Here is a 20,831-nt window from a genome sequence, read left to right as displayed (position 1 = left end):
AGGGGTCATGGAGGATCTGGTCATCCGGGACGCCGATGTCGTCGACGGCAGCGGCGCGCCCTCGTACCGCGCGGACGTGGTCGTCGACGACGGCCGGATCACCGCCGTCGTCAAGGAGGCCGCGGCGGCCGGCTGCCAGCGCCCGCGCGCGACGCGCGAGCTGGACGCCGGGGGCCTGGTCCTCGCCCCCGGCTTCATCGACATGCACGCCCACAGCGACCTGGCCCTGCTCCGCGACCCGGACCACAGCGCCAAGGCCGCGCAGGGGGTCACCCTGGAGGTCCTGGGCCAGGACGGGCTGTCGTACGCCCCGGTCGACGACCGCACCCTCGCCGAGGTGCGCCGGGCCGTCGCCGGCTGGAACGGCCACGGCGACGACGTCGACTTCGACTGGCGCTCGGTCGGCGAGTACCTGGACCGGCTGGACCGGGGCGTCGCCGTCAACGCGGCCTATCTGATCCCCCAGGGCACGGTCCGCGCGCTGGCCGTCGGCTGGGAGGACCGCGAGGCGACCCCGGCCGAGCTGGACCGGATGCGCCGGCTGGTGGCGGAGGGCATGGAACAGGGCGCGGTCGGCATGTCGTCCGGCCTCACCTACACCCCCGGCATGTACGCCGCGGACGCCGAACTGACCGAGCTGTGCCGGGTGGTGGCGTCCTACGGCGGCTACTACTGCCCGCACCACCGCTCCTACGGGGCGGGCGCCCTGGAGGCGTACGAGGAGATGGTGGCGCTGTCCCGGGAGGCGGGCTGCCCCCTGCACCTGGCCCACGCCACCATGAACTTCGGCGTGAACAAGGGGCGGGCGCCCGAGCTGCTGTCCCTGCTGGACAGGGCCCTCGCGGACGGCGCCGACATCACGCTCGACACCTACCCCTACACCCCCGGCTGCACGACCCTCGCGGCGATGTTGCCGAGCTGGGCGAACGAGGGCGGCCCGGACGCGGTCCTGGCCCGGCTGGCGGACGACGAGACGTCCGAACGCATCCGGCACCACATGGAGTCGCTCGGCTCCGACGGCTGCCACGGCGTCCCCATCGAGTGGGAGACGATCGAGATCTCCGGGGTGTCCGACCCGGCGCTGGCGGACTTCGTCGGCCGTACGGTCGAGGAGTCGGCGCGGCTGCGCGGCGAGACCCCGTGGACGACGGCCCGCGGGCTGCTGCTGGCGGACCGGCTCGCCCCCTCGATCCTCCAGCACGTCGGCCACGAGGAGAACGTCCGCGCGATCATGCGCCACCGGGTCCACACCGGCGGCTCGGACGGCATCCTCCAGGGCAGCAAGCCCCACCCCCGCGCGTACGGCACCTTCCCGCACTACCTCGGCCACTACGTACGGGAGTTGGGGGTGCTCTCCCTGGAGGAGTGCGTCGCCCACCTCACCGCCCGCCCCGCGGCCCGGCTGCGCCTGCCGGACCGCGGACTCGTCCGCGAGGGCTACCGGGCCGACCTCGTGCTCTTCGACCCGGAGACGGTCGCCGCGGGCTCGACGTTCGAGCACCCGCGCCGCCTCCCGACGGGCATCCCGCACGTCCTGATCGACGGCCGCTTCGTGATGGAGGACGGTCGGAGAACCGACGAACTCGCGGGACGTTCCGTCCGACGTGCACCCCATTGCCCTTAGGGGCGCGGGGAACTGCGCGACCAGCCCCGCACACCCGCACCCGACAACGGCGTCCGCTCCCCTACGGCTTGGGCAGCGTGCACCCGCTCGCGCTCAGGTTCAGCACGTTCCCCGTCGTGAAGCACGCCGGGATGATGTACGTCTCCTCCGCGTAGTTGATGCCCTGCCGCACCGTGACGTTCCCGTTCGCGTCCACTTCGCACGGGTTGTCGACGGTGCACCGCTCCCCGTCCTCGTTGCCGGTGTTGTTGACGGCGACGACCTGCCCCGTGCTGGTGTCGATCACCGGTGAGCCCGAGGTCCCGCCGATCGTGTTGCACGCGGAGGTGTAACGGACCGAGTCCTTCCAGGTCCAGTCGCCCTCCTTCAGCCGGTACACGAACCCGTCGATGCTGCAGCTGTAGATCGTCTTCCAGTACCCGGAGACGACCTTGATGGCGGTGCCGGCCACGGGGTGCGTCCCGCTGACGGTCAGCGGGCTGATGCCGTAGGAGTTCTTGATCGCCGCGTACGTCGTGGTGGTGCGGTAGATCGTGACGTCCGTGTCGGTCATCGTCGAGTAGACGACCTGGTTGGCGCGGAGCGTGGCGACCTTGGTGCCGGCGGAGTTCAGCAGGCCGAAGGTACGGCTGGAGGACTGGCCGGTGATGACCTCGCCGGGCTCGGGGAAGCCGGTCTCCAGGCAGTGTCCGTTGGTCAGCACCAGCGCCGGGTCGGAGTCCGCGGAGTTCGGGAAGCGGATGACCGAGCCGGAGCAGTTGCTGAGCGAGACGGTGCCGGCGAAGTTGACGGTCACCGCGGCGGCCGCCTTCGGCTGCGCGTCGGCCCTGGCCGTGGGGGCGGCGACCGCCGGGACCACGCCCATCCCGGTGATGGCCAGGGAGGCGAGCGCGGCGACGAGAGGCTTGTTCATGTGGGGGTCCCCTCTGGACGACGGGGTGACCGGAGATCTTCCGGTCACCCGCATTCTTGTCATGCACATTTTCGGCACATCAAGACGCGGGGACAACACGCAGTTTCCGGCCGGACCTGTTGGGGCCTGCCGACCGGGATGACGGTGAACCACTGCTTCTGGTCGGCTCGTCGGGCCGATCGCGCGGCGAGCGGGACGTGGCCGGAAAACGGTCCGCCGCTCAGCGGTGGTGGCCGCCGCCCCCGCCGTGCCCGTGCCCCGGCCGCCAGGTCCAGGTGCCCCGGGCCGACGGCGTGGGGGGCGCGGTCGCCGACGGCGTGACGACGGCGCCGCGGGAGACGGCGGGCGACGGCGGGGCGCTCGTGGGCGTGGGCACGCCGGCGGACGGCGGAGCGCTCACCGGCGCGGGGGTCCGGGCGGCCGTCGCCCCGTCCACGACCGGAGCCGCCGCGGCCGGGGCACCGCTCGGGCCCGCCCCGTCCGGCTCCCCCACCGGCGCCCCGTCCGCCGTGCGCCCGGCATCGCTCCGGTCGTCCCGCGCGCCGTCCGACGACGAGGAGGGAGCGGGTGAGGAGGAAGGCAGGACGGCGAGACCGGCGATCAGGGCGGCCACGGAAGCGGCTCCCAGCGCACCCACGGCGACGGCGACCCGCTTCGAACGCCGGCCCGGCGTGTCGCGGGCGGCCCGCCGCCGGTCCGCCCGTCCCGGCCCGGGTCCTTCGGGTGCGGCGGGGGCGATCCTGGGCAGCTCGCTCGTCTCGTCGTAGGCGTTGAGCCAGCCGTGCGCGGACGCCGGATCCCTGAACTCCTCGTACGCGGGAGCCGGTTCGCCCTCGGGGCGGTAGAGGTGAGAGGGCCCGGTCTCTTCGTCGGCAGGTCTCGGCATGGACGCGGATTCTAGGAGGGAAGAGGCCGATGAGACAGCTACCGGCGATAACAGGCCAAACCGTCGGCACCCGCCACGCGACTCTCCATGTCCCACGTGGTGGACAACACGACGCGACGAGGATTACCGCACCGTAAGCTCACCGGCATGCAGGTGATCCAGTCGACCAAGCTCGCCAACGTCTGTTACGAGATCCGGGGCCCGGTTCTTGAGGAGGCGATGCGGCTGGAGGCCGCGGGCCACCGCATCCTCAAGCTCAACACCGGCAACCCCGCCGCCTTCGGCTTCGACTGCCCGCCGGAGATCCTGGAGGACATCCTCCGCAACGTCTCCACGGCGCACGGCTACGGCGACGCGAAGGGCCTGCTGGCCGCCCGGCGCGCGGTCGTCATGCACAACCAGACCATCGGCATCGAGACCGACGTCGAGCACGTCTTCATCGGCAACGGCGTCTCCGAACTGATCGTGATGGCGATGCAGGGCCTGCTGGACGACGGCGACGAGGTCCTCGTACCGGCCCCGGACTACCCCCTGTGGACGGCGGCCGTCTCCCTCTCCGGCGGCACCGCGGTCCACTACCGCTGCGACGAGCAGTCCGACTGGATGCCCGACCTCGCCGACGTCGAACGCAAGGTCACCGACCGCACCAAGGCCATCGTCATCATCAACCCGAACAACCCGACGGGCGCGGTGTACGACGAGGCGATGCTGCGCGGGCTGACCGACATCGCCCGCCGCCACAACCTCCTGGTCTGCTCGGACGAGATCTACGACAAGATCCTCTACGACGGCGCCACGCACACCCCGACCGCCGCGATCGCCCCGGACCTGCTCACACTGACCTTCAACGGCATGTCCAAGGCCTACCGGGTGGCCGGTTACCGGGTCGGCTGGATGGCCGTCTCCGGCCCCCGCGCGCACGCCGACTCCTACATCGAGGGCCTGACGATCCTGGCGAACATGCGGCTGTGCGCGAACATGCCCGGCCAGCACGGGGTCGTCGCCGCGCTCAGCGGACGCCAGACCATCAACGACCTGGTGCTGCCGGGCGGCCGCCTGAAGGAGCAGCTGGACACGGCGTACGAGCTGCTCACCCAGATCCCCGGCGTGACCTGCGTCCGGCCCAAGGGCGCCCTCTACCTCTTCCCGCGCCTCGACCCCCAGGTCTTCAAGATCAAGGACGACCGGCAGATGGTCCTGGACCTGCTGCGGCAGGAAAAGATCATGGTCGTCCAGGGCACCGGCTTCAACTGGCCGGAGCCGGACCACTTCCGGGTGGTGACCCTGCCGTCGGCGGGTGACCTGCGGGACGCGATCACCCGGATCGGCCGCTTCCTGGACGGCTACGGGCAGCCGTAGCCGGACCACGGACCGTGAACCGGGTCAACTTTAGACCAGATCCAAGGTAGGATGGCTTCCTGACAGCACAGGAGGCCATCTCCCATGTACGAACCGATCCGCACCAAGTCGGTGCACAGCACGATGGCCGGCCCGCCCTCCGACTTCCCCCACCGGACGCGCGAGGAGGAGCTGGACATCCAGCTCGCCGGACATCTCGCGGCGCTGCTCGCCGTCACGGACGAACTGCGCGGCCTCACGCCGTCCACCGACCTCGACGCCGCCGCGACCCGGCTGGCGGAGCAGGTGACCCGGCTGCGGGACGGACGTAAGCCGGTCCGCGCGTCGCCGGCCGCCACGGGCCGGCCGGCACTCCTGCACCAGCGCGCGCACGCGCTGGCCGGCCGCGCGCTGGTGGTCGCGGCGTCCCGGGCGGACACCGCGGCCGCGATCCTCGCGGCGGAGCGCATGGACGCGCACGCGGCGGCGACCCGCCTCGCCCCGACGGCCTGACCCCACCCCCCGGACGGCCCCGGTCCGCGCGCCCCCTGAACCCCGCGCGGACCGGGTTGCCACATCTCCCCGTCCCGCCCCTCCCTTCCCGCACCGCTGATCGGCTCTCGTCCCCCCGTTGTAATCCGGGACGTCCGATTCACCCCTCGTTCACCCCCGTCGCCCAGGAACGTGGGGTTCCGCGAGCACGCTCCCCCGCGTGAGACGTATCGCGGGAATCGTCCTGGCGGTGCTGCTGATCGGTGGCGTGGTGGCTGCCGTCGTCGCAGGCCGGCAAGGGGGCGACAAGGGCACGGCAACGAAGACCGTGCGTGGTGTGATCGGTTCGGAGAAGTCGGACTTCTTCGCCGATCCCGATGTGGTGAAGGCCCTCGCCACCAGGGGCTACACCGTGAAGACGGAGGCGTCGGGGTCCTGGGCCATGGACGGCCTGGACCTGAAGGGCTATGACTTCGCGTTCCCCTCCAGCTCGGCACCCGCCGACCAGCTGGCCGCGAAGTACCATGCCCGCCAGCCCCTCCCCCGGCCCTTCTACTCGCCCCTCGTGGTGGTGGCCCACCGCAGCGCCGCCGAGGTACTGACGGCGAACGGCCTCGCCGTGCTCGACGGCAAGGGCAGGGGCACCCTGAAGATGGCCGCCTACCTGGACGCCGCCCGCCGCGACCAAACCTGGCAGCAGCTCAAGGGGGCCACGGCGCACGGCGAGCTGACCGGGACGCTGTACATCACCAGCACCGATCCGGAGACCTCCAACTCCGGTGCCCTCTACCTCGCCGCCACCTCCTACGTCGCCAACGGCGGCCGGGTGGTGGCCGGTGACGCCGACGTCGCGAGGACGGCACCGCTGCTGCACAAGCTGGTCAGCGTGCAGGGCGCCCAGCAGCCCAGCAGCGACGCGGTCTTCCGGGACTTCATCAGCGGTGCCGGCAACCCGCTGGTGTGCCTGTACGAGTCACAGGTCGTCTCGCTGCTGGCCGAACAGCACGGCGCCGACGACCTGGTGGTCCTCTACCCGGACACCACGGTCAACAGCGACCACACGATCGTGCCGATGGACGACACCGGCCGGCAGCTCGGCGAACTCCTCAGCACCGATCCGACCCTGCGCAAGCTCGCCGTGAAGCACGGCTTCCGGCCCCAGGGCGACTCCGCCGAGTTCGTCACGGCCACCGCCGACCGGGCCGCGTACCTCAACCAGACACTGACCGGCGTCCGGCAGGCGCCCGTGCCCACCTCCGCGGTGCTGCACGAGATGGCCCGCCGGGCGCGCGGCTGACGGGGGGATCCTGTGAGCAACTTCGACAAGATGACGCCGAACGGCGGCCAGCACCCGCCCACGCTGAGCGGTGAGGACGTCTTCACCCTCACCCCGCCCGAGGCGGTCGCGCCGGTGCCGCGGGAGAAGGCCGGCGGACTCGTGCCCGTCGACGAGAGTGTCCGTACCGACATGGCGCACAAGGCCTCCGTGTACGTCCGGGACCTCGCCGCCCTGGACGCGCGGTCACCCGAGTTCGCCGGCAAGGTCGGCGAGATCACCGCGCTCGGCGCCGGCGAGATGCGCAGCGCCGCCTCGCAGTCCAACCGGATGCTGGAGCGGGCCGTGCGCAGCCTGCCCGGCAAGGACGGCGACGCCCAGGCCAAGGTGGCCGGTTCGCTGGTGGAACTGCGCCGGGTCGTCGAGGACCTGGACCCGCGCGACCTGCCCGCGGGCAAGGGCCGCAGGTTCCTGTCCCGGCTGCCCGGCGGCAACAAGCTCCGCGACCACGTCGCCAAGTACGCCTCCGCGCAGGGGACGTTGAACAAGATCGTGGGGTCGCTGCGCGGCGGACAGGACGAACTCCGCCGCGACAACGCCGCGTTGCAGACCGAGCGGGTACGGCTCTGGGAGACCATGGGAAAGCTCCAGGAGTACGTCGTGCTCACCCAGGCCCTGGACAACGCCGTGGAGCAGCACATCGGCCGGCACCCGGACCTCCAGGAGGCCGACGCGCTCCGCGCGGACGTGCTCTTCCCGGTCCGGCAGAAGCACCAGGACCTCCTCACCCAGCTCGCGGTGTCCGCGCAGGGCTACCTCGCGATGGACGTCGTACGGCGCAACAACGACGAGCTGATCAAGGGCGTCGAACGCGCCGCCACCACGACCGTGTCGGCGCTGCGCATCTCGGTGATGCTGGCCTCCGCGCTGGACAACCAGAAGAAGGTCATCGAACAGGTCAACGCGTTGCGCGGGACGACCGAGGACCTCATCAGGGGCAACGCCGAGATGCTGGCGGGCCAGAGCGGGGAGATCCAGCGGATCGCCGCCGACCCGGCGGTCGGCGCCGAGACGCTGCGCGCCGCCTTCCAGCAGATCTACCGCACCCTCGACGCCATCGACACCTACAAGATGCAGGCGACCGAGGTGATGGCGAACACCGTGCAGTCCCTCACCGACGAACTCCAGTCGGCCAGTGCCTACCTGGAGCGCAGCCGCGCCAAGGGCGCGCTGGAGGGCGGTGCGGCATGAACAGACGCCCTCTGCTGACCCTGCTCGCCACCGCCGCCCTGCTGACCGGGTGCACCTCCGAAAGCCACCAGGACGACGGTGCCACGGCTCCGAGACCCGGCACCCTGCGCGTCCTCGCCTCCTCCGAACTCAGCGACATGACGGCCGTCTTCGACCGGGTCCGCAGGGACACCGGGGTGACGGTCCGCCCCACCTACATGGGCACCCTGGACGCCGTCGACCTGGTCGCGGAGGGCAGGACGGACGGGAGGTACGACGCCCTGTGGCTGTCCTCCGACGACTATCTGCGGCTGCGCCCGGAGGCGGCGGAGAAGGTGGTCTCGGAGACCTCGGTCATGTCCAGCCCGGTCGCGATCGGCGTGAAGACGGCCACCGTCGCCTCCCTCGGCTGGAAGCCGGCCGACGTCACCTGGTCCCAGGTCGAACAGGCCGTGGAAACCGGCCGGCTGACCTACGGCATGACCGACCCGGCCCGCTCCAACTCCGGTTTCTCCACCCTGGTCTCGGTGGCCTCCGCGCTCTCCGGCGCCCAGTCGGCGCTCACCGACACCGACGTGGCCAGGGCGACCCCGCGGCTGAAGAGGTTCTTCCAGGGCCAGAGCCTGACGTCGGGCTCCTCCGGCTGGCTGGCCTCCGCCTACCGGCGGCGCGGCGACGTCGACGCCCTGCTCAACTACGAGTCCGTCCTCAAGGGCATCCCGGGCCTCACCGTGATCCGCCCCAGCGACGGCGTGCTCACCGCGGACTACCCGTTCTCCTCGCTCGCCGCCTCCTCGGCCGACACCCGTGAGGACGTCCGCAGGGTCTCCGAGGACCTGCGGACGACGGCCGTGCAGAAGCTCATCACGGACACCACCCACCGCCGCCCGGTGGTCGCCTCGGTGCCCCCGGCCGCCGGTCTCGACACCTCGCGCCGCCGTGAACTCCCGTTCCCGGGCAGCAGGTCGGTGGCCGACGGGCTGATCTCCGCGTACGAGAACGAACTGCGCCGGCCGTCCCGCACGGTCTACGTCCTGGACACCTCGGGCTCGATGGAGGGTGACCGTCTCGCCCGCCTGAAGAGGGCCCTCACCGACCTCACGGGCGACTTCCGCGACCGTGAGGAGGTCACCCTGATGCCGTTCGGCTCGAACGTGAAGAACGTCAGCACGCACGTCGTCGACCCGGCCGACCCGGACACCGGCCTGAACGCGATCCGCGAGGACACCGACGCCCTGCGGGCCGACGGCAACACCGCCATCTACACCTCACTGGAGAAGGCGTACGACAGGCTGCGCACCGACCGGGACGCCTTCACCTCGATCGTGCTGATGACGGACGGCGAGAACACCACGGGTGCCAAGGCCGGCGCGTTCGACGACTTCTACCGCGGGCTGTCCGCCGCCCAGCGGAACATCCCCGTCTTCCCGATCCTGTTCGGGGACTCCTCCCGCGCCGAACTGCAGCACGTCGCCGACCTGACCGGCGGCCGTCTCTTCGACGCCCAGCAGGGCTCCCTGGACGGCGCCTTCGAGGAGATCCGTGGCTACCAGTAGGTTCCTCGGCTACCTGGAGTCCCGCAAGAACCTCACCGGGTCGGCGGGCGGCCTCCTCGGCCTGGTCCTCACCTTCACCGGCGTGGCGGGCCCCTACTGGCCAGTGGTGGTGGCGGGCCTGTACGGCGCGGGCGCGCTGATCGCACCGCCGGAGCGGCCGCCGCTGCCGGACTTCCCGACGCCGTCCGCGCAACTGGAGGGGGTGCGGGCCGACTTCGGGAAGCTGGAGACCTATCTGTCGGAGGTCGGCCTGCCCGCTTCGGCCCAGTCCCGGCTCGGCGAACTCACCGGCCTGCTGGCCGCGTTGCTGGACCCGGGCCGGGCCGCCGAGCTGCTGGCCCAGGACCCGGAGGGCGTCCACGTGCTGTCCCGGACGGTACGGCAGGACATCCCGGAGGCGGTCGACAGCTTCGTCCGGACGAGATGGTGGACCCGCCTGACCCCGGGCCAGGAGCCCCCGGAGCAGCACTTGGAGCGTCAGCTGACTGTGTTGACGGAGGAGGCCGAAGGCCTGGCAGCGGGGCTGAGGGACGCGGAAGCCAGACGCCAGGAGACGCATACCCGCTACTTGGAGGGCAGGGGCAGCTGAAGGGCCCTTGAAGGGGCGCGGGACCGTATCGATATGCGGCTCCGCCGCGTGAGCGCGATCAGCCAGGACGGCGCCGCACCCGACAGGCGAAGGCCCGCCGCCCCCGCCCCCGTCGGGGCGGACGGGAAGTGACGGGAACGGCGGGCCCAGGGCCGCACACGCCGTTGTGCGCGGCCTCGCCGGTCCGCACCGCGGCCGGCCGTGACGATCGCTGGTCAGGGCACATCCCGAACCGGCCGCGGAGTCTTCAGGAGGCGGTACTCAGCCCAGGCGCTCCACCAGCGCCCGGTACTCGTCCCACAGCTCCTTCGGCGTGTGCTCGCCGAAGGTGTTCAGGTGGTCGGGGACCAGCGCGGCCTCCTCGCGCCAGATCTCCTTGTCGACGGTGAGCAGGAAGTCGAGGTCGCCGTCGGCCAGGTCGAGCCCGTTGGTGTCCAGGGACTCACGCGTGGGCAGCACGCCGATCGGCGTCTCCACCCCCTCCGCCTTGCCCTCCAGCCGCTCCACGATCCACTTCAGGACCCGGGAGTTCTCGCCGAAGCCGGGCCAGACGAAGGCGCCCCGGTCGTTCTTGCGGAACCAGTTGACGTAGTAGATCTTCGGGAGCCTCGACTGGTCCTTGTCCTTGGCGACGTCGATCCAGTGCGCCATGTAGTCGCCCATGTTGTAGCCGCAGAACGGGAGCATCGCGAACGGGTCGCGGCGCAGCTCCCCGACCTTGCCCTCGGCCGCGGCGGTCTTCTCGGAGGCCACGTTGGCGCCCAGGAACACGCCGTGGTTCCAGTCGAAGGACTCGGTCACCAGCGGGACGGCGGTGGCGCGGCGGCCGCCGAAGAGGATCGCCGAGATCGGCACGCCCCGCGGGTCCTCCCACTCCGGCGCGATGATCGGGCACTGGGCGGCGGGCACGGTGAAGCGGGCGTTGGGGTGGGCGGCCGGCGTCTCGGAGGCCGGCGTCCACTCGTTGCCCTTCCAGTCCGTGAGGTGGGCCGGGAGCTCCTCCGTCATTCCCTCCCACCAGATGTCGTTGTCGTCGGTGAGGGCCACGTTGGTGAAGACCGCGTTGCCCCACAGCGTCTTCATCGCGTTGGCGTTGGTGTGCTCACCGGTGCCGGGTGCGACGCCGAAGAAGCCGGCCTCGGGGTTGATCGCGTAGAGCCGGCCGTCCTCGCCGAACCGCATCCAGGCGATGTCGTCGCCGATGGTCTCGACGCTCCAGCCGGAGACGGTGGGTTCCAGCATGGCGAGGTTGGTCTTGCCGCAGGCGCTCGGGAAGGCCGCGGCGACGTACTTGGACTCGCCCTGCGGAGGAGTGAGCTTGAGGATCAGCATGTGCTCGGCGAGCCAGCCCTCGTCCCGCGCCATCACGGAGGCGATGCGCAGGGCGTAGCACTTCTTGCCGAGCAGGGCGTTGCCGCCGTAGCCGGAGCCGTAGGACCAGATCTCGCGGGACTCGGGGAAGTGCGAGATGTACTTGGTCTGGTTGCAGGGCCAGGGGACGTCCGCCTGGCCGGGCTCCAGCGGGGCGCCGAGGGTGTGCACGGCCTTCACGAAGAAGCCCTCGTCACCGAGTTCGTCGAGGACGGCCTGGCCCATGCGCGTCATCGTGCGCATCGAGGCGGCGACGTACGCGGAATCGGTGATCTCCACGCCGAGCGCGGAGAGCGGGGAGCCGAGGGGGCCCATGCAGAACGGGACGACGTACATCGTCCGGCCCTTCATCGCGCCGCGGAACAGGCCCTTCTCGCCGGAGAAGATCTCGCGCATCTCGGCGGGAGCCTTCCAGTGGTTGGTCGGGCCGGCGTCCTTCTCCTCCTCGGAGCAGATGAAGGTGCGGTCCTCGACCCGGGCGACATCGGTCGGGTCGGAGGCGGCGTAGTAGGAGTGGGGGCGCTTGATCGGGTCGAGCTTCTTGAAGGTGCCCTTCGCCACGAGCTCTTCGCACAGTCGCTCGTACTCGGCCTCGGATCCGTCACACCAGACCACACTGTCCGGCTGCGTCAGTTCGGCGATCTCGTTGACCCACGAGATCAGTTCCTGGTGCTTGGTGGGGATGCCGGTGGGAGCCGCGATGTCGCGCGCCACGATTGCTCCTAAATGAGGGATTTTTGATCTTTATGGTCCACTGGGGACCTTGTCGCCCCGTGGGGGCTGCGACCCGGATGCTTCGCGGTCATCGACCGTCTGGCGCTCATCCGGTGCCGACCGCACTCATTTGATCCTCCGACTCGATCACCCATCTGTCCAGAGGGAGTCACAGATGAGCGACGTGAGGAAGGCCACGGTCTCGGCGCCCACCTGCGTTTCTTTGCGTCCACATTGAGTTCGCCGCAAGGTCTTTTTGCCCGGCGACCGGAACCGGCCAGGGGGGCCGTGAGACGATGGCCACTCCTGGCCCGTCATCGGCCGAGACTGATCCGTGACTTACGGTTCCGTAGGTACGATGCGGTGCATGACTGCGCCCGTCCCCGACGCGCCCACGGACACGGCGGCCGCCGGCCGCGGCTCCACCGCGCTCTCCTCCCTGTCGCACCAGGTCAAGCCCAAGTTGCGTGGCTGGCTGCATCTGGGCATGTTCCCGGCCGTACTCATCGCGGGCCTCGTTCTCACCGCCCTCGCCGACTCACCGCGCGGCCGTGTCGCCTGCGGGATCTATGCCCTGACGGCATGTCTGCTGTTCGGCGTGAGCGCGCTGTACCACCGGGGCAACTGGAGCCCGCGCATGGACGGCGTGCTGCGCAGACTCGATCACGCCAACATCTTCCTGATCATCGCGGGCACCTACACCCCGCTGACACTGCTGCTCCTGCCGGCGTCGAAGGGACAGTGGCTGCTGTGGGGTATCTGGGCCGCGGCGGCCGCCGGCATCGCCTTCCGGGTCTTCTGGGTCGGCGCCCCTCGCTGGCTGTACACGCCCTGCTACATAGCGATGGGCTGGGCCGCGGTCTTCTACCTGCCCGACTTCATGCGCACCGGCGGCATCGCCGTGCTGGTCCTGGTGGTCGTCGGCGGTCTTCTCTACAGCGCGGGCGGTGTGATCTACGGCATCAAGCGCCCGAACCCGTCACCGCGCTACTTCGGCTTCCACGAGGTCTTCCACTCCTTCACACTGGCCGCGTTCGTCGTCCACTACGTGGGAATCTCCCTGGTGGCTTACCAGCACGCGTAGTCCCACCCGCCCTCTTCGAGCGGCCACGGCTCCCCAGCCGTGGCCGCTTTTCTCATGTCCCGACATCGACTCCCGATTGACAGGCAATAACTTTTGAGAGCTACTCTCATTTCATGGTTACTGTCACTCAGCTTGAAGAGACCCACCGGGATCCCCGCCGCTGGTGGGCTCTGGGCGCCCTGGTCGCGAGCATGCTGGTGCTCGGCTTCGACACGACGATCCTCAACGTGGCGCTCCCGACCATGGCCGGGGAGCTCGGCGCCACCACCAGCCGGCAGCAGTGGATGGCGGACGCCTACGTCGTCGTCTTCGCCTCGCTGATGCTCCCGGCGGGACTCCTCGGCGACCGCTTCGGCCGCCGCCGGATGCTCGTCACCGGCCTGGTGATCTTCCTCGCCGGGTCCCTGGTGGGTTCCCTCGCCGACGACGTGAGCTGGGTGATCGCCGCCCGCACGGTGATGGGCGTCGGCGCGGCACTGGTGATGCCGCTCGCCATGTCCGTGCTGCCCTCGCTGTTCGGACCGCAGGAGCGCACCAGGGCCGTCGGCATCGTCTCCGCCGCCTCGGCACTCGGCCTGCCGCTGGGCCCGATCATCGGCGGCTTCCTGCTCAACCACTTCTGGTGGGGCTCGGTCTTCCTGATCAACGTCCCGATGGCCGCCATCGGCGTCGCCGCCTGCGTCTTCCTGCTCCCCGAGACCAGCGACCCCGCCTCCCCCAAGGTCGACGTCCTGTCCACCGCGCTCACCGCGACCGGCCTCGGCGCCCTGATCTACGCCATCATCGAGGCCCCCGACCGCGGCTGGGGCGACCCGCTGGTCCTGGCCCTGCTGACGGCCTCCGCCGCCCTCGTCGCGGGCCTGGTGGTGCGGGAACGCCGGGTCGAGCGCCCCATGCTCGACATGACCCTCCTCACTCACCGCGGCTTCCTGCTCAACACCCTCGCCGCGACGCTGGTGATGTTCGTGCTGTCCGGCCTGCTGTTCGTGCTGCCGCCCTACCTCCAGGCGGTCCTCGGCAACGACGCCTTGGGCACCGGCCTGAGGCTGCTGCCCATGATGGGCGGGCTGCTGGTCGCCGCACGGGGCGCCGAAGCGATGGTCGCCCGCTTCGGATCACGCGCCGTGATCGCCACCGGCCTGGTCGTCCTCGCCTTCGCCGCGATCCTCGGCAGCCGTACGACCGTGCACTCCGGCTACGGCTACACCGCGCTGTGGCTGTCGGTCGCGGGCCTCGGCTTCGGCTTCTCGGTGGTCCCCTCCATGGACGGCGCCCTCGCCGCCCTGCCCGCCGACCGGGCCGGCAGCGGCTCCGGACTGCTGATGACCACCCGCCAGGTCGGCGGTGCCATCGGTATCGCCCTGCTCGGCAGCCTGCTCGCGAGCACCTTCCGCGACCGTCTGAGCGTGACCGGCCTGCCCGCCGCACTCGGCCACACCGCCGGCGAGTCCGTGGTCGCCGCGCACCTGGTCGCCCGGAAGACCGGCTCGGCCCGGCTCGCCGCCTCCGCGGACGCCGCCTACGTCCACGGCATGGGCCTGGTCCTGCTGGTGTGCGGCATCGCCGCGCTGGCCACCTCGCTGCTGGCGGCCGCGTTCCTGCCCCACACCCCGCCCGACCGGCCCACCGACCAGGAAGGGAACGAGGGCACGGCCGTGGCCCCGGTCGCCGCCGATGCCGGACAATGACCAGCATGACGGCACCGCACCCCTCCCTCTCCCCGGCCGACAACCCCCGGCTCGGCCTGCGCGAACGGAAGAAGATCAAGACCCGCGAGGCGATCCGCGAGGCGATGTACGCGCTGGTCGAGGACCAGGGGTACGAGGCCACGACGATCGAGCAGATCGCCGAGCGGGCCGAGGTGTCGCCGTCGACCGTCTTCCGGTACTTCCCGACCAAGGAGGACATCGTCCTCACGGACGAGTACGACCCGCTGATCCTGGAGGAACTCCGCGCCCGGCCCGCCGACGAGCCGTGGCCGGAGTCCCTGCGCCACGTGATGCACCGGGCGGTCGCCCTCGGCATGCAGGACGCCCACTCGGTCTCCCGGCTGCGCACCCGCCTGATGGTCGAGGTGCCGGCGGTGCGCTCCCGGATGATGGAGAGCATGTCGGAGACCGGCCGGCTGCTCTGCCAGGCCATCGGCGAGCGCACCGGGCGCGACCCGAAGAGCCTGGAGGTGCGGGTCTACGCGATGTCCATCGTCGGCGGGCTGATGGAGACCTCGATGTACTGGGCGGAGCAGGACCACGAGCCCGAGTTCAAGGATCTCGTCGACCGCGCCCTGAACGTCATCGAACACGGTCTGCCGCCGGAAAAACCCTGAGGTCCCAGGCGCCCGCCGTGCCATCCTGACCGGGTGAACACCGCCGAGATCCGTGTCGAAATCGCCCCCGAGCTGGCTCTGTTCGTCCCGCACGCCCGCCGCACCGGCGCGCATCCGCTCGCCGTCGACGGCGTCTCCACCCTCGGCCATGTGATCGAGTCCCTGGGCGTCCCCCTCACCGAGGTCGGCGCACTGGAGGTGGACGGCCGGCCGGTCCCGGCCGCGCACATCCCGGCGGCCGGCGAGTCGGTGGCCGTGCGCGCGGTCCGGCGCCCGCAGGAGGTACCGGGCGCCCCGCTCCGCTTCCTCCTCGACGTCCACCTCGGCACCCTCGCCCGCCGGCTGCGCCTGCTGGGCGTGGACGCCGCGTACGAGTCGACGGACATCGGCGACCCGGCGCTCTCCGCTCGCTCGGCGGCCGAGAAACGGGTGCTGCTCAGCCGGGACCGGGGCCTGCTGCGCCGCCGCGAGCTGTGGGCCGGCGCCTACGTCTACAGCACCAGCCCCGACGACCAACTCCACGACGTCCTCGACCGTTTCGCCCCCGAGCTGCGCCCCTGGACCCGCTGCACGGCCTGCAACGGCCTGCTGCGGAAGGCGACGAAGGAAGAGGTCGCGGACCAGCTGAAGGGCGGCACGCAGAAGTCGTACGACGTCTTCGCCCAGTGCGCTCGGTGCGGCCGCGCCTACTGGAAGGGCGCGCACCACCAGCAGCTGGAAGCCATCGTGGAGCGCGCCCTCGCCGAGTTCGCCTGAACCCGGCCCGGAGGAGGGTCAGTTGCGGCCCAGCGCCCGGTACTCCCAGCCGGCCGCCCGCCACTCGGCGGGATCCAGGGCGTGCCGGCCGTCCACCACCCGGCGCCGGTTCACCACGGAACCCATGACCTCCGGGTCGATCTCCCGGAACTGCGCCCATTCGGTCAGCAGCACCACCACGTCGGCGCCCGCGGCGGCCTGCAGCGCATCGGTGCCGTACGTCAGCTCCGGGTGGGCCCGGCGGGCGTTGTCCATCGCCACCGGGTCGTAGACGGTCACCTCGGCGCCGGCCCGGTGCAGCGTGGCGGCGACGTCCAGGGCCGGGGCGTCGCGGATGTCGTCCGAGTTGGGCTTGAAGGCCGCCCCGAGCGCGGCCACCTTCGTCCCCGCCAGTTCGCCGCCGACCAGCTCGCGGACCAGGTCCACGGTACGGGCGCGGCGGCGCTGGTTGATCCCGTCCACCTCGCGCAGGAACGCCACCGCCTGGGCGACGTCCAGCTCCTCGGCGCGGTGGATGAACGCCCGGATGTCCTTGGGCAGGCAGCCGCCGCCGAAGCCCAGGCCCGGCTTGAGGAAGCGGCCCCCGATCCGGTCGTCGTAGGCCAGCGCCTCCGCCAGCCGGTGCACGTCGGCGCCGGTGGCCTCGCAGACCTCCGCCATGGCGTTGATGTACGAGATCTTCGTGGCCAGGAAGGAGTTGGCGGCGACCTTGACCAGTTCGGCCGTCGGCAGGTCGGCCACCACCACCGGGGTGCCCTGGGCGATGACCGGGGCGAACGCGGCGCGCAGCCGCTCCTCCGCCCACGCGGACTCGGTGCCGAACACCAGCCGGTCGGGGTGCAGGGTGTCCTCCACGGCGAAGCCCTCCCGGAGGAACTCCGGGTTCCAGGCGAGTTCGACCTCGTCGCCGGCCGGAGCGGTCGCGCGGACCAGCTCCGCCAGCCGGGCCGCGGTGCCCACCGGCACCGTGGACTTGCCGACCACCAGGGCCCGCCGGCGCAGATGCCGGGCCAGCTCGGTGACCGCGCCCTCCACATAGCTCAGGTCGGCGGCGTAGGAGCCGGGCTGCTGCGGGGTGCCCACGCAGACGAAGTGGATGTCGCCGAACTCGGCGGCCTCCGCGAGGCTGGTGGTGAAGTGCAGCCGGCCGGACTCCTGGGCCTTGACGAGGAGTTCGGGCAGTCCTGGCTCGAAGAACGGCACCTCCCCGGCTCTCAGCAGTTCGATCTTGCCGGGGTCCACGTCGACGCCGAGCACTTCGTAGCCGAGTGCCGCCATGCACACGGCGTGCGTGGCGCCCAGGTAGCCGGTGCCGATGACCGTGAGGCGGGGAGCGTCGGTGCCGTCGAGAAGAGTGTCCATGATGCCTCCGAGAGGGATTCCCGAGCAGCGGGTGCGCATGCCGGGGACGCGCGTGGGTGAAAGGGGGAGACGAGGGCCTGCGCCGGCGTACGGGGCCCGGGTGCGGACCGGGCCCCTCGCCGTCAGGAGGAGCAGGCGGTGTTGGCGAGGCCCTTCGCCGCGTCGCTGACCTTGTTGTCGCAGGCGACCCTGTTGTTCTCGACGGGCGCGAGATGGAAGCCGTAGCCGGGGCCGTCGACCTGCGCGGTGTTGCCCTTGAACACGTTTCCGGTGCCCCAGCCGTCGAGGATCCGGTGGGTCTGGAAGCCGTCCTCCCGGGCGTGACGGCCGACGTTCCCCCTGATCAGCCAGTTGTTTCCCTTGACGTCGACCCAGGAGTCGTTGTGTCCCCCGCTGAGCTGGGCGCCGTCGAAGGTGTTGTCGAGGAGGGCGCCGCCGGTGGTGCCCTCCTTGATGTCGACGGACTCGGCGGTGGTGGCGCTGACGTGGTTGCCCGTGATGACGTTGTCGTCGCTCTTGTCGGGCTTGCAGTCGGTGACCGTGCACCAGTTGGACTCGGCCGAGCCGACGTAGATGCCCTCGCCGAAGGTCTCCTTGCGCCTGCCGGTGTCACGGACGGTGTTGCCCGTCACCACGTTGCCGGAGCTGAAGTCGCGGAGATGGATGCCCTCGTCCCCGATGTTCTCGACGGTCAGGCCCTGGATGACGGTGCTGCGGACGTGGTCGGCCATGACCCCCTTCTGGCCGTTGCGGACCGTGAAGCCGATCAGCCGCCAGTGGCTGGCGCCGTCCAGGTGGAAGGCGTAGCCGCCGTCGACGTCACCGGCGTCGATCACCGCGCCGGGGCCACCGCACAGGAAGATCGGCCGGCTTCCGGTGCCGGGGTTGGCGGCGGTGAACCGGTCGTCGTACACCCCGTCCCGCATCTGGATGACGTCGCCGGGCTGCGCCTCGTCCAGGGCCTGGGCGAGGGACTCGGCGTCCCCCACGGTGACCGTGGGGGCCGGGCACTTCGTCCCTCCGGTCACGGCCGGCGCGGCGGAGCCGGACGCGGTGGGCTCGGCCGTCCCCGCGTCGGACGCCGTGCCGCTAGGTTCCGGGGCGGAGGAGGCGGCACCGGCGTCGTCGGTGTCGCCGTCGTCATCGCCGGGGGTGGCCACCGCAATGGTGGGTCCCGCGTCGGGCCCGGCCCCGTACACCACGGGCGAGCCGTTGCCGGCGGAGGCCGCCACGATCAGCGCCACCACCGCGACCAGCAGGGCGGCCGAGGCCACCCACAGCGGCAGGCCGCCGGAGAGCCGGATCCGGCGCACCCGCTCCGCCACCGTGGGCTGTGTTTCCGGGACTCCCGTCCCCTCGGGGGTTTCCTCGCTCATTCGCTCATCACCGGCACCCTGCGACGGCCCGCGACGTCGATCTCGTCCGGCGGCGGGGCCGGCAGCGGTGCCTTGTCGGAGTACGGGTGGACGATCCGGCCGATCAGCCCGTGCCCGCGCCGCCTGCGCCGGCCCATCACCGCCGAGAACAGGATCAGCAGCAGGATGCCGGTCCACAGCAGGGTCATCGGGCTCGCGTAGTGCTTGACCTTGACCCAGAAGGAACTGGTGTCGTACCAGGCGAAGGTCTGGTTCTCCTTGATGTCGGCGCCGCCGTGCGAGCGGCCGGCGTCCAGCGCGCTGGGGCCGACCCCGCCGATCACGTTGAAGGAGACCGTCGTGCCGTCCACGCCGCCGACCAGGCTCACTCCGTGGTTGGTCGCGTCCTGGACGGTGTTGCCGCGTATCTCGGCGGCCGAGTCACGGACGTACACGCCGGTCTCCGGGCCGTCGATGATGTTGCCGGTGACCGTGGCGTCGCTGACGCCGTCCCGTACCGAGATGCCCTGCCGGTTCTGGCCGGTGAGGCGGTTGCCGGTGATGGACACCTTGTCCGCCTCCAGGCGGGCCACGATCCCCATGTCACCGCCCTCGATGCGGTTGTTCTGCACTCCGACGTCGAACCCGCCCAGCACCTCGACGCCGTAGCGGCCGTTGTCCTTCGCCACGCTGTTGGCGACCGAGTTGGAGCCGTAGCTGTCGACGGCCTGCCCGGAGGCGGAGGGGCCGTCGGCGAGCGGCTTGCCGCTGAGGGTGTAGCCGTTGCCGCCGTTGCCCTCGGCGGTGGAGCCGCTGATCCGCACCTGCTGGGTGGCGCGGGAGAGGATGAAGCCGTCGCCGCCGTTGTCCTTGGCGACCGTGCGCTGCACCAGCGAGCTGGAGACGAAGCGGTGCAGCACCACACCGTCCTCCAGGCTGTCCCGCACGGTCGTGTCACTGATCTCGATCCCCGTGGCGCTGGAGATGAAGATCCCGAAGGCGTTGCCGGTGATGGTCGAGTGGGTGATCGACCCGGAGACGTAGGAGAGTCCGCCGGTGGAGAACCGGGCGTCGGGAGTGGTCAGTTCACCGGAGGGCATGGCGGTGACGTCTCCGCTGCTCGAGCCGTCGTCCTGGGCGTCCCCCTCCTCCCGGGCCCGCTCGCGCGCGGTCTTGCCGTGGATCTGGCCGGTTTCCTCCAGCGAGCCGGTGTTCGGCCGGTCGGTGCCGGTGAGGCTGAGCCCGCCGGTGCGGCCGCTCCAGAAGCCGAGGTCCGAGAGTTTGGTGTGGGTCATCTGGAACTGGCCGCCGATGGTGCGGACATAGGCGCGGCCGTCCCGGACGTCGGTGTCGGCCCTGTTGCCCTGCGGGTCCCAGCTGGTGATCTCCAGCGGCGCCTGGGCGGTGCCCTGGAGCGCCAGTTCGCCGCCGAAGGAGACGATGGAGACGAAGCCGGTGCGGTTGCTGGCCATCCGCAGCGTGAGGCCGCCCGGGTTGGACAGCTTCAGCTTGGCGCCGACGTTGAGGTAGATGTTCTCGGTCAGCAGGTACGAGCCGTCCTTGCGCCGTACGAAGGTCTGCGGGGCCAGTTTGAGCAGGTCGGCGATGGTGTAGGCGTTGCTGCGCTCGGTGAGCACCAGGGTGTAGCCGTTGTCGGTGTCCAGCCGGTAGGGCACGGTCCACTTGGTGCTCTGCAGGGGTGCCACCGAGGTGAACGCCCGTACCTGGTTGAGCCGGTGGTCCTCGTCGGCGACCAGCGCGGCCTGGGTCTCCGCGTCCTCGGCGGCCAGTGTCTGCTTCCTGTCGCCGTCCCCGTCGGCGTGCGCCGCGGTGGACGTGCCCAGCAGCAGCGTCGCCGCCACCGCGAAGGCGCCCACCAGCGCCGCCGCTCTGGCACCCGCCCGGCGCGGCGGGATGCCGGGGCCCGGTCTCGTGGGGGTCATGAGTCGCGCTGACATG

Annotated in this window: 17 protein-coding genes; 11 read left to right on the top strand and 6 right to left on the bottom strand. The window is 71.2% G+C overall.

Annotated features, from left to right (window positions below):
- The first annotated feature begins 7 nt into the window (after nucleotides 1-7).
- Entirely contained in the window at nucleotides 8-1,624 is a 1,617-nt protein-coding gene (locus tag ACZ4O3_RS03770) for an N-acyl-D-amino-acid deacylase family protein (protein ID WP_467721049.1), read from the top strand.
- Nucleotides 1,625-1,685: 61 nt separating this feature from the next.
- Here ACZ4O3_RS03770 and ACZ4O3_RS03765 read toward each other — a convergent pair whose 3' ends face one another.
- Together ACZ4O3_RS03765 and ACZ4O3_RS03760 are read right to left on the bottom strand one after the other, a co-directional pair.
- The gene (locus ACZ4O3_RS03765) at nucleotides 1,686-2,537 is read right to left on the bottom strand and encodes a trypsin-like serine peptidase (RefSeq protein WP_467721048.1); all 852 of its coding nucleotides are present in this window, start codon (nucleotides 2,535-2,537) and stop codon (nucleotides 1,686-1,688) included.
- A gap of 220 nt (nucleotides 2,538-2,757) precedes the next feature.
- The gene (locus ACZ4O3_RS03760; protein WP_467721047.1) at nucleotides 2,758-3,423 is read right to left on the bottom strand and encodes a hypothetical protein; all 666 of its coding nucleotides are present in this window, start codon (nucleotides 3,421-3,423) and stop codon (nucleotides 2,758-2,760) included.
- Between the two features lie 147 nt (nucleotides 3,424-3,570).
- On the opposite strand from ACZ4O3_RS03760, the gene ACZ4O3_RS03755 reads away from it, so the two are divergent.
- From ACZ4O3_RS03755 to ACZ4O3_RS03730, 6 genes are all read left to right on the top strand, one after another.
- Nucleotides 3,571-4,782, top strand: a complete 1,212-nt coding sequence (locus ACZ4O3_RS03755; protein ID WP_362731851.1) for a pyridoxal phosphate-dependent aminotransferase — start codon at nucleotides 3,571-3,573, stop codon at nucleotides 4,780-4,782.
- 84 nt (nucleotides 4,783-4,866) lie between these two features.
- Complete coding sequence (locus ACZ4O3_RS03750; protein WP_467721046.1) at nucleotides 4,867-5,274, top strand: SCO4983 family protein; 408 nt, start codon at nucleotides 4,867-4,869, stop codon at nucleotides 5,272-5,274.
- A gap of 199 nt (nucleotides 5,275-5,473) precedes the next feature.
- On the top strand, nucleotides 5,474-6,550 hold the full coding sequence (locus tag ACZ4O3_RS03745) for a hypothetical protein (RefSeq protein WP_467721044.1): 1,077 nt from the start codon (nucleotides 5,474-5,476) through the stop codon (nucleotides 6,548-6,550).
- A 30-nt stretch (nucleotides 6,551-6,580) separates the two neighbouring features.
- Nucleotides 6,581-7,780 carry a toxic anion resistance protein gene (locus tag ACZ4O3_RS03740; RefSeq protein ID WP_362714421.1) on the top strand — a complete coding sequence of 400 codons (1,200 nt, stop codon included), beginning with the start codon at nucleotides 6,581-6,583 and terminating at the stop codon, nucleotides 7,778-7,780.
- Nucleotides 7,777-9,315, top strand: a complete 1,539-nt coding sequence (locus ACZ4O3_RS03735) for a vWA domain-containing protein (protein ID WP_467721043.1) — start codon at nucleotides 7,777-7,779, stop codon at nucleotides 9,313-9,315. The genes ACZ4O3_RS03740 and ACZ4O3_RS03735 overlap by 4 nt, the downstream gene beginning before the upstream one ends.
- The gene (locus ACZ4O3_RS03730) at nucleotides 9,302-9,904 is read left to right on the top strand and encodes a hypothetical protein (RefSeq protein WP_467721042.1); all 603 of its coding nucleotides are present in this window, start codon (nucleotides 9,302-9,304) and stop codon (nucleotides 9,902-9,904) included. The genes ACZ4O3_RS03735 and ACZ4O3_RS03730 overlap by 14 nt, the downstream gene beginning before the upstream one ends.
- A 261-nt stretch (nucleotides 9,905-10,165) precedes the next feature.
- On the opposite strand, the gene ACZ4O3_RS03725 is transcribed toward ACZ4O3_RS03730, so the two are convergent.
- The gene (locus tag ACZ4O3_RS03725; RefSeq protein WP_467721041.1) at nucleotides 10,166-11,989 is read right to left on the bottom strand and encodes a phosphoenolpyruvate carboxykinase (GTP); all 1,824 of its coding nucleotides are present in this window, start codon (nucleotides 11,987-11,989) and stop codon (nucleotides 10,166-10,168) included.
- Nucleotides 11,990-12,356: 367 nt separating this feature from the next.
- On the opposite strand from ACZ4O3_RS03725, the gene trhA reads away from it, so the two are divergent.
- The 4 genes from trhA to ACZ4O3_RS03705 all read left to right on the top strand — a co-directional run bounded on the left by trhA (nucleotide 12,357) and on the right by ACZ4O3_RS03705 (nucleotide 16,155).
- The gene (gene trhA / locus ACZ4O3_RS03720; RefSeq protein WP_467721040.1) at nucleotides 12,357-13,073 is read left to right on the top strand and encodes a PAQR family membrane homeostasis protein TrhA; all 717 of its coding nucleotides are present in this window, start codon (nucleotides 12,357-12,359) and stop codon (nucleotides 13,071-13,073) included.
- Nucleotides 13,074-13,186: 113 nt separating this feature from the next.
- Nucleotides 13,187-14,761 carry an MFS transporter gene (locus tag ACZ4O3_RS03715; protein WP_467721039.1) on the top strand — a complete coding sequence of 525 codons (1,575 nt, stop codon included), beginning with the start codon at nucleotides 13,187-13,189 and terminating at the stop codon, nucleotides 14,759-14,761.
- Nucleotides 14,758-15,399 carry a TetR/AcrR family transcriptional regulator gene (locus ACZ4O3_RS03710; RefSeq protein ID WP_362714401.1) on the top strand — a complete coding sequence of 214 codons (642 nt, stop codon included), beginning with the start codon at nucleotides 14,758-14,760 and terminating at the stop codon, nucleotides 15,397-15,399. Before ACZ4O3_RS03715 ends, ACZ4O3_RS03710 begins: the two co-directional genes overlap by 4 nt.
- A gap of 33 nt (nucleotides 15,400-15,432) precedes the next feature.
- Nucleotides 15,433-16,155, top strand: a complete 723-nt coding sequence (locus ACZ4O3_RS03705) for a Mut7-C RNAse domain-containing protein (protein WP_362714403.1) — start codon at nucleotides 15,433-15,435, stop codon at nucleotides 16,153-16,155.
- 18 nt (nucleotides 16,156-16,173) lie between these two features.
- Here the strand turns inward: ACZ4O3_RS03705 and ACZ4O3_RS03700 are convergent, their stop codons facing one another.
- The 3 genes from ACZ4O3_RS03700 to ACZ4O3_RS03690 all read right to left on the bottom strand — a co-directional run bounded on the left by ACZ4O3_RS03700 (nucleotide 16,174) and on the right by ACZ4O3_RS03690 (nucleotide 20,830).
- A complete protein-coding gene (locus tag ACZ4O3_RS03700; RefSeq protein WP_384996102.1) occupies nucleotides 16,174-17,517 on the bottom strand; it encodes a UDP-glucose dehydrogenase family protein in 1,344 nt (447 codons plus the stop codon).
- A 122-nt stretch (nucleotides 17,518-17,639) separates the two neighbouring features.
- Entirely contained in the window at nucleotides 17,640-18,893 is a 1,254-nt protein-coding gene (locus ACZ4O3_RS03695; RefSeq protein ID WP_467721037.1) for a right-handed parallel beta-helix repeat-containing protein, read from the bottom strand.
- Nucleotides 18,890-20,830, bottom strand: a complete 1,941-nt coding sequence (locus ACZ4O3_RS03690) for a right-handed parallel beta-helix repeat-containing protein (protein ID WP_362714409.1) — start codon at nucleotides 20,828-20,830, stop codon at nucleotides 18,890-18,892. Before ACZ4O3_RS03690 ends, ACZ4O3_RS03695 begins: the two co-directional genes overlap by 4 nt.
- Nucleotide 20,831: the final 1 nt, after the last annotated feature.

The sequence above is a fragment of the Streptomyces sp. NPDC026515 genome (genome assembly GCF_055567595.1).
Note: the sequence above shows the minus strand (reverse complement) of the source record. Positions and strands in the feature narration are given on the sequence as shown.

What these genes read in the sequence shown, in the direction of transcription:
- ACZ4O3_RS03740 (WP_362714421.1), top strand. Translation starts at nt 6,581, where the DNA reads ATGACGCCGAACGGCGGCCAGCACCCGCCCACGCTGAGCGGTGAGGAC.
- ACZ4O3_RS03735 (WP_467721043.1), top strand. Translation starts at nt 7,777, where the DNA reads ATGAACAGACGCCCTCTGCTGACCCTGCTCGCCACCGCCGCCCTGCTG.
- ACZ4O3_RS03765 (WP_467721048.1), bottom strand. Translation starts at nt 2,537, where the DNA reads ATGAACAAGCCTCTCGTCGCCGCGCTCGCCTCCCTGGCCATCACCGGG.
- ACZ4O3_RS03755 (WP_362731851.1), top strand. Translation starts at nt 3,571, where the DNA reads ATGCAGGTGATCCAGTCGACCAAGCTCGCCAACGTCTGTTACGAGATC.
- trhA (WP_467721040.1), top strand. Translation starts at nt 12,357, where the DNA reads ATGACTGCGCCCGTCCCCGACGCGCCCACGGACACGGCGGCCGCCGGC.
- ACZ4O3_RS03690 (WP_362714409.1), bottom strand. Translation starts at nt 20,830, where the DNA reads ATGTCAGCGCGACTCATGACCCCCACGAGACCGGGCCCCGGCATCCCG.
- ACZ4O3_RS03715 (WP_467721039.1), top strand. Translation starts at nt 13,187, where the DNA reads ATGGTTACTGTCACTCAGCTTGAAGAGACCCACCGGGATCCCCGCCGC.
- ACZ4O3_RS03695 (WP_467721037.1), bottom strand. Translation starts at nt 18,893, where the DNA reads ATGAGCGAGGAAACCCCCGAGGGGACGGGAGTCCCGGAAACACAGCCC.
- ACZ4O3_RS03700 (WP_384996102.1), bottom strand. Translation starts at nt 17,517, where the DNA reads ATGGACACTCTTCTCGACGGCACCGACGCTCCCCGCCTCACGGTCATC.
- ACZ4O3_RS03770 (WP_467721049.1), top strand. Translation starts at nt 8, where the DNA reads ATGGAGGATCTGGTCATCCGGGACGCCGATGTCGTCGACGGCAGCGGC.
- ACZ4O3_RS03710 (WP_362714401.1), top strand. Translation starts at nt 14,758, where the DNA reads ATGACCAGCATGACGGCACCGCACCCCTCCCTCTCCCCGGCCGACAAC.
- ACZ4O3_RS03750 (WP_467721046.1), top strand. Translation starts at nt 4,867, where the DNA reads ATGTACGAACCGATCCGCACCAAGTCGGTGCACAGCACGATGGCCGGC.
- ACZ4O3_RS03760 (WP_467721047.1), bottom strand. Translation starts at nt 3,423, where the DNA reads ATGCCGAGACCTGCCGACGAAGAGACCGGGCCCTCTCACCTCTACCGC.